This window comes from Phenylobacterium sp. CCH9-H3, assembly GCF_001557235.1.
Taxonomy (GTDB): Bacteria; Pseudomonadota; Alphaproteobacteria; order Caulobacterales; family Caulobacteraceae; genus Phenylobacterium.
This window is the reverse complement of record NZ_LSJI01000046.1, coordinates 35,634-45,361: the sequence shown is the minus strand read 5'-3', so window position 1 is coordinate 45,361 and position 9,728 is coordinate 35,634. Positions and strand designations below refer to the sequence as shown.

At 69.6% G+C, this 9,728-nt stretch carries 9 protein-coding genes; 5 read left to right on the top strand and 4 right to left on the bottom strand.

What is annotated here, in order from left to right:
• From AX721_RS04065 to AX721_RS04050, 4 genes are all read right to left on the bottom strand, one after another.
• On the bottom strand, window positions 1–1,322 hold a 1,322-nt coding region (locus AX721_RS04065; RefSeq protein WP_068874750.1), incomplete at its 3' end, for a methyl-accepting chemotaxis protein.
• Between the two features lie 133 nt (window positions 1,323–1,455).
• Entirely contained in the window at window positions 1,456–2,091 is a 636-nt protein-coding gene (locus AX721_RS04060) for a glutathione S-transferase family protein (RefSeq protein WP_068874749.1), read from the bottom strand.
• Between the two features lie 69 nt (window positions 2,092–2,160).
• Entirely contained in the window at window positions 2,161–3,441 is a 1,281-nt protein-coding gene (locus AX721_RS04055; protein ID WP_068874748.1) for a NupC/NupG family nucleoside CNT transporter, read from the bottom strand.
• A 99-nt stretch (window positions 3,442–3,540) separates the two neighbouring features.
• Window positions 3,541–4,533: an aldo/keto reductase gene (locus AX721_RS04050; protein ID WP_068874747.1), complete on the bottom strand. Its 993-nt coding sequence runs from the start codon at window positions 4,531–4,533 to the stop codon at window positions 3,541–3,543.
• Between the two features lie 98 nt (window positions 4,534–4,631).
• Between AX721_RS04050 and AX721_RS04045 the strand changes: the two genes are divergently transcribed.
• From AX721_RS04045 to AX721_RS04025, 5 genes are all read left to right on the top strand, one after another.
• Window positions 4,632–5,543 (top strand): LysR family transcriptional regulator, encoded by a 912-nt coding sequence (locus AX721_RS04045; protein ID WP_068874746.1) that lies wholly within the window; start codon window positions 4,632–4,634, stop codon window positions 5,541–5,543.
• Window positions 5,544–5,699: 156 nt separating this feature from the next.
• Window positions 5,700–6,842, top strand: a complete 1,143-nt coding sequence (locus tag AX721_RS04040) for an ABC transporter permease (RefSeq protein WP_068874745.1) — start codon at window positions 5,700–5,702, stop codon at window positions 6,840–6,842.
• Window positions 6,839–7,588, top strand: a complete 750-nt coding sequence (locus AX721_RS04035) for an ABC transporter ATP-binding protein (protein ID WP_068874744.1) — start codon at window positions 6,839–6,841, stop codon at window positions 7,586–7,588. The genes AX721_RS04040 and AX721_RS04035 overlap by 4 nt, the downstream gene beginning before the upstream one ends.
• Before the next feature lie 5 nt (window positions 7,589–7,593).
• Window positions 7,594–8,565, top strand: coding sequence for an efflux RND transporter periplasmic adaptor subunit (locus AX721_RS04030; RefSeq protein WP_068874743.1), 972 nt, complete (start codon window positions 7,594–7,596; stop codon window positions 8,563–8,565).
• A 101-nt stretch (window positions 8,566–8,666) separates the two neighbouring features.
• A complete protein-coding gene (locus AX721_RS04025) occupies window positions 8,667–9,572 on the top strand; it encodes an SDR family NAD(P)-dependent oxidoreductase (RefSeq protein WP_068874742.1) in 906 nt (301 codons plus the stop codon).
• Window positions 9,573–9,728: the final 156 nt, after the last annotated feature.

Here is a 9,728-nt window from a genome sequence, read left to right as displayed (position 1 = left end):
TCGTCGATCACGCCGATGATCTGGCTGATCTGGCTGGAGGAGTTCTCGATCTCGCCCATGGCCGCGATGGCCGAGCCGACGATCTCGCCGGAGCGGGCCGCAACGATTTGGGCGGCGGCCACCGTTTCGCGCGCCTGGGCGGCGCCCGAGGCGGTCCGACGGACGGTGGCGGTGATCTGGTCGAGCGCCGCGGCGGTCTCCTCCAGGCCCGCCGCCTGCTGTTCGGTGCGGCGCGACAGGTCGTTCGCAGCCTGGCTGATCTGGCTGCTTTCGCCGCGCATGCCGACGGCGCCGTTAGCCACCTGGCCGATGGTCGCCTGGAGGGTCTCGATGGCGCGGTTGAAGTCGTCCTTGAGGCGCTGGGCCTTGGGCGCAACCTCGGCGCGGACGCGGTAGGTCAGATCGCCCTGGGCCACGGCCTCCAGACCCTCGCCCAGCGCGGCGAACGCGGCCGCGTCGGCCGCGGCCTCCCGCGACTGCACGGCCGCCGCTTCGGCCCGCTCGGCGTCGGTGGCCGCGCGGAGCTCGGCGGCCTCGCTCTCGAGGCGCGACTTCTCACGGGCCGCTTCCTGGAAGCCGATCACGGCCCGCGACATGGCGCCGATGTCGTCGGCCCGCGCCGCCCAGGGCACCTTGATGTCGGACGCGCCCCGGCCAAGCGCCTCCATGGCCGCGGCCAGACCCTTCAGCGGCGCGAACATCCGGCGACTGATGAACAGGCAGGCGATCACGACGATCAGCGCCGCCACGCCGCTGACGCCTGCCGTCAGCAGGTTGGCCTGAGCGACGCTGGCCAGGAAGTCGGCCTTCGGGATCCCGACGTAGAGGACGCCGATCACCTTGCCGTCCGCCGATCGGATGGGGTCGTAGGCCACGAAATAGGGCGTGCCGAGGATATCCGCCTCGCCGCGATAGGGCTCGCCCCGGCCGAGCACGGCGTCGCGCGCAGGGCCGGCGGCGAGCGTCGTGCCTACAGCGCGCGAGCCATCGGGCTTCTTGACGTTCGTGGCGACCCGCTTGTCGCCGGCGAAGATGGTGGCCGTGCCGCCCACCAGCGCCCGGACGCGGTCCACCGGCGCATAGAAGCCGTTCAGGGCCTGCCGCCCGATGTAGAGCGTCTCGCCTTCGAGCCGATAGCCTTCCCCGTATTCCTGCAGGACGGCCTGGGCCACGCGCATGTTCGATTCCTGCCGCTCGTTGGCCAGCTTGGTGGCCTCGGCCGTCATCAGGCGCATGGTGGTCAGACATAGCGCCACCGCGAGCACGGTCAGGACGACAGCGACCATGACGGCGATCTTCGTGGACAGGGACAGGCGGCTCAAAGGGCGGATCTCCGATGTCGAGACCTCGCCTTACGCACGGGAAACCTTGCAGAAGCGTAGCCCGACCGGCGCGACCGCCCTCAAGCGAGACGAACTGTCGCACGCCGAGGCGGCCCGGAAGGCCGCCTCCCGTTTACGCCGACGCCTTCTGCGGCATGCCGGCCTTGGCTGCGGGGCGGGCGCGCATGGCCTCGGCCCAGCGGGCGAGGTTGCGCAGCTCCTCCGGCGGCCGGAACTTGATCATCCGGCCGAAATCCAGGCCGATGAAGGCCACGATGTCGGCGATGGTCAGGCGGTCGGCGGCGATCCACTCGCGCCCCCCAAGCTGCCGGTCCAGCACCTTCAACGCCCGCGCGCCGCCCTGGAGGCTGTGCTCGCCCACGGCCGGAACCTGCTGCTCCAGGGCCCCCATGGCCGGATGGGTGTGCCGCACGCCGATCATCAGCGGCGTGGCGATCATCATTTCGACGCGACGCAGCCACATCTCGATGACTGCCACCTCTTCGGGTGTGCGGCCGAACAGGTTGGGTTCGGGATAGCGGCTCTCGAGGTAGCGGCAGATGGCGATGGACTCGGTGACGCAGGTCCCATCGTCCATCTCCAGCATGGGCACGTTGGCCAGGCCCGCCTTGGCCAGATAGTCCGGCGTCTTGTGCTGGCCCTCCATGAGGTTGAGCGTGATCACCTCGACGTCGGTGATCCCCTTCTCGGCCATGACCCAGCGGACCCGCCGCGGATTGGGCGCGAGCGGCGTATCGTAGACCTTCATGGGCGTCCTCCTGCCTTTCCGGAAGGCTAGCGCCCTTCCCCTCCCGTGAGGCAAGCGGCGCCGACCCGCCTAGCCGAACAGGCTGGCGGGCAACAGGCCGACGATCGAGGCGGTGAGGCAGGTCGCCAGGAAGCCGGCCATCATGGCCTTCCAGACCATGCCCACGATCTCGTTGCGCCGCTCGGGCACCAGCACCGAGAAGCCGGCCAGGTTGATGCCCACCGAGGCGATGTTGGCGAAGCCGCACAGCGCATAGGTCATCAGCACGCGGGTGCGTGGGTCCATGGCGTCCACCGGGATCGCGCCCATCTTGATGAAGGCGGTGAACTCGGTCAGCACCAGCTTCACGCCCAGCAGCGAGCCGGCGGCCGGCGCGTCGTGCCAGGGCACGCCGATGGCCCAGGCCAGCGGGGCGAAGACCACGCCCAGGCCCCGCTCCACCGACAGCGGCGCGCCCGCCACGTCGCCGAACGCGCCCAGGATGTTGTTGACCATGGCGGTCAGGGCCACGAACACGATCAGCGTCGCGCCGACGTTGAGCATGATCTGCAGCCCGTCGGTGGTGCCCTTGATCAGGGCGTCGATCGAGCTGTCGTACTTCTTGGCGGCCAGCGGATCGTAGGCCTGGGCCTGCTCGATGGCGGCGTCACGCGGCACGATGATCCGCGCCAGCAGCACGCCGGCCGGAGCTGAGACGATGGAGGCGGTCAGGACGTGGGCGGCGGCGCCTGGCAGCACGCCGGCAAGGATCGTCGCATAGGCCACCATGGTCGAGCCGGACACGCAGGCCATGCCGACGGCGATCAGCATGAACAGCTCCGAGCGCGACAGGCTGGGCAGGTAGCTGCGGATGAAGATCGGCCCTTCGACCTGACCCATGAAGACGGTGGCGGCGGTGGCCAGGGCGGGCGGGCCGCGCAGGCCCATGGTGCGCTCGAAGACAAAACCGAAGGCCTGGGTGATCCAGACCAGGATCTTCCAGTGCCAAAGCAGGGCCGCCAGGGCGCAGACCACCAGGATCACCGGCAGCACGCGGAAGGCGAACACGAACAGCGAGCCGGCGTCGGTCAGCGGATAGGGCTGGTTCGGCGTGCCGGCGAGGAAGCCGAACACGAAGGCGACGCCCGCCTGGGTGGACGAGGCCAGCCCGTCGACGGCGACACCCACGCCCTGGAGGCCCGACCGCAGGGCCGGCAGGCCGAAGAGCGCGAGGACCAGAAGGCCCTGCACCAGCATGGCGCCGATGGCCAGTTTCCACGGGAACTTCGCCCGGTTCTCCGACAGCGCCCAGCAGACCGACAGTATGACCGCCACGCCGACGAGGCTCTGGGCGTTTTCCGGACCGAACATGCATCCCCCGATGCGCCGCCGATTCAGCGGCCTAGCCGGGCAATCCACGCCGAAAGCGGTCCGGGCGCAAGCGCGGCGTCGCGCCAGCGCCCTGCAGAGCTAGAGGTTGACCATCGAAAGTCCGCGTTCGTCGTAGCGGGCGCCCTCGACCGCCGTCTCGGGCACGGCCGCCTCGATGGCGGCCAGGTCGTCCGGACCAAGGACGATATCCGCGGCGGCCACGTTCTCTTCCAGCCGCGGGATCTTGGTGGTCCCGGGGATGGGCGCGATATCGTCGCCGCGGCTCAGCAGCCAGGCGAGCGCCAGCTGGGCCGGGGTGCGCCCCTTCTCGGCGGCCAGGGCGGTCAGGGTCTCCACGAGGCCTAGGTTCTTCTGCAGCGCCTCGCCCTGGAAGCGCGGCATGAAGCGGCGGAAGTCCGGACCTTCGGCTGTGGGCTTGAAGCCGCCGGCCAGGAACCCGCGGCCCAGGGGGCTGTAGGGCACAAAGCCGATCCCGAGCTCGCGGCAGACCGGCAGGGCCGCCCGCTCCGGATCTCGCGACCACAGGGAATATTCGCTCTGCACAGCACTGACAGGGTGGACGGCATGGGCGCGGCGGATCGTATCGGGGCCGGCTTCCGACAGGCCGAAATACTTCACCTTGCCCGCCTTCACGAGGTCGCGCACGGCGCCGGCCACGTCCTCGATCGGCACGTTGGGGTCGACGCGGTGCTGGTAGAACAGGTCGATGACTTCGACGCCTAGGCGCTTCAGCGATGCGTCGGCCACGGTCCTGATGTTTTCGGGCCGGCTGTTGGTGCCGGCTGGGCGGCCGTTCTTCCTCGCGTCCTCGACATCGAAGCCGAACTTGGTCGCGATCACCACCCGGTCCAGGAAGGGCTTCAGGCCCTTGCCCACCAGCACCTCGTTCGTCTGCAGGCCGTAGATCTCGGCGGTGTCGAAGAACGTGACGCCCAGCTCCACCGCCCGGCCGAGCACGGCCAGCGCCTGCGCCTCCTCGGCGGCGGGCTGGTACACGCCCGAGAGCCCCATGCAGCCGAAGCCGATGGCGGACACCTCCAGGCCCTGGGTTCCAAGCTTGCGCGTCTGCATGGCGATCTCCTTTGCGGCGAGGTGTCCAACAGGTGGCGCGCGCGTGCGGCGGCGAAAACCGCTTGTGGCGTCATCGGTTCATTGAGCAAAATTCAGCAATGGACCGCCGCTCGATCCCCGATCTCGCCGCCTTCGCCCTGTTGGCCGAACTGCGCAGCTTCCGGCGCGCCGGCGAGGCGATGGGGGTCTCGGCCTCGGCGCTCAGCCACCGGCTGCGGCGGATGGAGACGGCCCTGGGCGTGCGGCTGCTCAACCGCTCCACCCGCGCCGTGGCGCCCACCGAGGCCGGCGAGCGGCTGCTGGCGCGCCTGTCTCCGGCGCTGGCCGACATCGAAGCCGGCCTGATGGAGGTGGCCGCGTTCCGCGAGCATCCCGCAGGGCGGTTGCGGCTCAGCGTGCCGCGCTCGGCGGCGCGCCTCGCCATCGCTCCAAGACTGGGCGGGTTCCTCAAGGCCTATCCCGATATCCGGGTGGAGGTGGTGAGCGACAACGCCCTGATCGACATCGTGGCCGGCGGCTTCGACGCCGGCATCCGCTTCGACGAGAACCTACCGGCCGAGATGATCGCCGTGCGCATCGGCAAACCCCTGCGCATGGCGGCGGTGGCCTCGCCGGAGTACCTCGCCCGCCGCGGCGTTCCGAAGACGCCGGACGACCTGGCCGGCCACGCCTGTTTCCGGCTGCGCTGGCCGTCCGGCGCCTTCTACGACTGGGAACTCGAGAAGGGCGACGACGTGCGCCGGGTGGCGGTCGACGGCCCGCTCATCGTGGACGACGCCCAGCTCCTCAAGGACGCCGCAGTGGACGGCGCGGGGATCGCCTTCGTCGCGGAGCCGTCCGTGCGCGAGGAGCTGGAGTCCGGCGCCCTCGTGCGCCTGCTGGAAGACTGGTGCCCGCCCTTTCCCGGCTACAGCATCTACTATCCCAGCCGCCGCCAGGTCTCGCCGGCGCTCCGGGCGTTCATCGACTGGATGCGCGGCGGCCCGCTCGAGCGGATTACGAAGGTTTAATCGGGGCCGCCGCATCCGCCCGATCCCCCTCGCGCCTCCTAGTCAGCGAGCGCCCTAAACGCCCCCGACGGTTGCCGGCCTTACCGCGATTTAACTGGCTCGGCAGGCCGACCGGCGGCGACATCCGCGCTCGAAGGTTGAGGGCTGTTCGTCACAATGTCTCTGGCGCTTGCAACACTGCTGTACGAGTGGCGGCGTTACACGGCCGCCGTCGTGGCGTTGGCCTTTTCCGGCCTGCTGATCCTGGCCCAGGTGGGCATGTTCACCGGCATCGTGAAGGGCGCCACCGCGACCATCGACCGGTCCCGCGCCGACATCATGATCCTGCCCGCCAAGATGGAGAGCCTGATCAACTCCGGCGGCGGCTCCCTGCCGGCGCGTCTCCAGCCGCAGATCTACATGCATCCCGAGGTGGTCGAGGTCGCCGCCTTCGATGGTGATGGCGGCCGCTGGATCAACCGCCCCAAGGACGGCAAGAAGGCCGTCACCACCTATGTGAACGTCAACATGGTCGACACGCGCCCCGGCGCCGTGAACCTGCCGACCGACTTCACCGAGGAGATCCGCACCGCCCTCCTGGAACCCTATTCGGTCGCCATCGACCAGAGCCAATTGGGCCGCCTGGGCGTGAAGCTGGGCGATGCGGCCTCGCTGAACGGCAAGACCGTCTACGTCCGCGCGATCCTCACGGGCTATCCGGACGTGAACAACGCGTCAGTGACCATGTCCCGCGACACGATGCGGATGATGGGCATGCTGACCAAGGGCGGGAAGACCGGCCCCCTGATGGTGCGCATCGCGGACCCCGCCCGGGCGGAGGTCGTCCGCGACCAGCTGAACGCCGACGCCAAGGGCGCCTACAAGGCCTGGACCCGCCAGCAACTGGCCGAGGCCAACGAAGGCGCGCTGATGAAGGAACAGATCATCGGCATCTTCCTGGGCTTCTCGGTCTTCCTGGGCTTCCTGATCGGCGTGGGCATCACCTCGCAGACGCTGCGCGGCGCCATCCTGTCGTCGATCAAGGAGTTCGCCTCGTTGCGCGCCCTGGGCGTCGGCATGGGCTCGCTCCGCCTGATCGTGGTCGAGCTGTCGTTCTGGGTGGGCCTGGTGGGCCTGGCCGCCACGGCGCTCTTCACCGGCGGGGTCTACCTGCTCGCCAGCCGCGGCGGCCTGCCGATGGGCTTTCCCGCACCGTGGGTGATCGGCGTCTCCATCCTGCTGCTCGTGATCTCGGGCGTCTCGGGGCTGCTGGCCCTGGGCGTGCTGAAGAAGAGCCAACCTGCGGACCTGCTGCGATGAGTTCTGCCAAGCCGGCCATCGTGGCCCAGGGGATCTACAAGCGCTTCAAGACCGGGCGCAGCCACATCGAGGTGCTGAAGCGCGTCGACTTCGACGCCCGGCACGGCGAGGTGACCATGGTCATGGGCCCCTCCGGCTCGGGCAAGTCGACCCTGGTGGCGGCGCTCTCAGGCCTGCTGAAGCCCGACGAGGGCAAGGTCACCGCCCTGGAACAGGACATTTGGGGCATGCGCTCCGGCCGGCTGGACCGGTTCCGTCTGGACCACTGCGGCTTCATCTTCCAGGGCTTCAACCTGTTCTCGGCCCTGACCGCCCTGCAGCAGGTCGAGATCATCCTGAAGTACCAAGGGCATTCCAAGGCGGTCGCCCGCGAGAAGGCCGCCAATGCGCTGATGGAAGTGGGCCTCGAGACCCGCATGAACCAGCGCCCGTCCGAACTGTCGGGCGGCGAGAAGCAGCGGGTCGCCATCGCCCGCGCCCTGGCCAAGGATCCCCGCCTGCTGTTCGCCGACGAGCCCACCAGCGCGCTCGACGGCGAGAACGGCCAGGTGGTGATCAAGCTGATCCAGCGGGCGGCCAAGCAGCACGGCGCCGCCGTGATCTGCGTCACCCACGACCCGCGCCTGGAAGCCTACGCCGACCGCGTCATCCATCTGGAAGACGGCCGCATCCTGGACGACCGGCGCGTGCAAACGGCCGCTCCCGCGGCTCCCGCCCAACGACAACCCGAGCTCATCGAGGCCTGACGTCCATGCCCGCCCTCCTCCGCAACCGCTTCGTCTGGATCGCCCTGGTCCTCCTGGTCCTGGGGGGCGGCGGCGCGATGTTCATGTCCAACCAGGCCAAGGCCAAGAAGGCCGAAGAGACCAAGGCCGCCGCCGCGGTGAAGCCCAGCCCCTATGCCGCCATCGCCAACGGCAAGGCCGACGTGGAAGGCGGCATCATCCAGGTGGCCGCCCGCCGGGCCGGCGTCATCCGGGACGTGCTGGTCCAGGAGGGCGACGACGTGGTGAAGGGCCAGGTGCTTGCGCGCCTGGAGGACGACGAGCCTCGCCTGGCCGCCGAACGCGCCTCGGCCGAAGTGCGCCAGGCCCGCGCCGCCCTCGCCCTGCTCCAGGTCCAGCTCTCGGCCGCCCAGCGCGAGCAGCGCCGGCTGGAGGGTCTGGCCCCCTCCAACTTCGTGGCCGCCCAGAAGCTGGACCAGGCCCGCGACGCGGTGCGCGAGGCCGAAGCCCGCATCATGGCCCAACAGGCCGTGGTCGCCACCACCCAGGCCCGGCTGAACGAGTCCCGGTACGACCAGGAGCTGTCGATCATCCGCGCCCCGGCCGACGGCCGCATCGTCCGCCGCTACGCCAATCCGGGCGCCGGGGCCTCGACCCTGAACGTCTCGAACATGTTCGACGTGGAGCCGCGCGCCGGCCGCATCGTGCGCGCCGAGATCGCCGAGGGCTCCCTGCCCTTCGTCGGCGTCGGCCAGACGGTGCAGATGTCGCCCGAGAGCGACCCGACCAAGGTCTATCCGGGCAAGGTCCTGCGGCGGGCGGCAGTGTTCGGCGCGCGCAAACTGCAGTCGGACGACCCCACCGAGCGCACCGACGACCGGGTGGTCGAGGTGGTGGTGGACTCCACCGGCGCCCCGTTCCTCATCGGCCAGCGGGTTCTGGTGAAGTTCGTCCGCGGCCAGCAGCAGGCGCAAGCGGTCGACGCGCCCCGCAGCTGACGTCCGAGGCTTGACCCCATTCCCTGACGTCGCCTTGACGCCATCCCTCCCGCGCCGCACAACGCGCGCCGATTTCGAACACCTGTTCAACGAGGGATCTCATGGCGGACATCCGCTTCGACGGCAAAGTGGCGATCGTGACGGGCGCGGGCGGCGGCCTGGGCCGGCAGCATGCGCTGGAACTGGCGCGGCGCGGCGCCAAGGTCGTGGTCAACGACCTGGGCGGCTCGATGGACGGCTCGGGCGGCGGCTCGGACGCGGCCAACAAGGTCGTGGAAGAGATCAAGGCCCTGGGCGGCGAAGCCATCGCCAACGGCTCGTCGGTGACCGATGACGCCGGCGTCGCCCGGATGGTCAAGGACGCCATGGACGCCTGGGGCCGCATCGACATCCTGATCGCCAACGCCGGCATCCTGCGCGACAAGACCTTCGCCAAAATGGAATTCGGCGACTTCAGCGTCGTGGTCGACGTCCACCTGTTCGGCACGGTCAAGCCGGTGAAGGCGGTCTGGGAGATCATGCGGACCCAGAACTATGGCCGCATCGTCGTGACCACCTCGTCCTCGGGCCTCTACGGCAACTTCGGCCAGTCCAACTATGGCGCGGCCAAGCTGGGCCTCATCGGCCTGATGAACACCCTGAAGCTCGAGGGCCAGAAGAACAACGTCCACGTCAACGCCATCAGCCCGGTGGCCGCCACGCGGATGACCGAGAACCTGGGCATGCCGCCGCAGGTGCTGGAGCAACTGAAGCCCGAGTACGTGACCCCGGGCGTCGTGTTCCTGTGCTCGGAAGAAGCCCCGACCGGCGCGATCCTGACCGCCGGCGCCGGCGCCTTCGCCCTGTCCCGCATCGTCGAGACCGAGGGCGTCTACCTGGGCAACAAGGCTTCGGTGGAAGCGGTCCGCGACAACTGGGCCAAGATCACCGACGAGACCGGCGCCAAGGCCTACATGAACGGCGGCGAGCAGACCCAGAAGTTCTTCCGCAAGATGCAGGGCGGCTAGGTTCGACCTGGCCGTTCAACACGCGCGAGACACCGGGAGGGCCATGCGGCGACGCATGGCCCTCTTTCAGTTTTGTAATCGGAAACCGCTTGCGCGCCCCTGACTGAACGCGCGTAAGTTTGCGCGGCGCCCGGTGAGAGGCGCGGCGGAGGATGG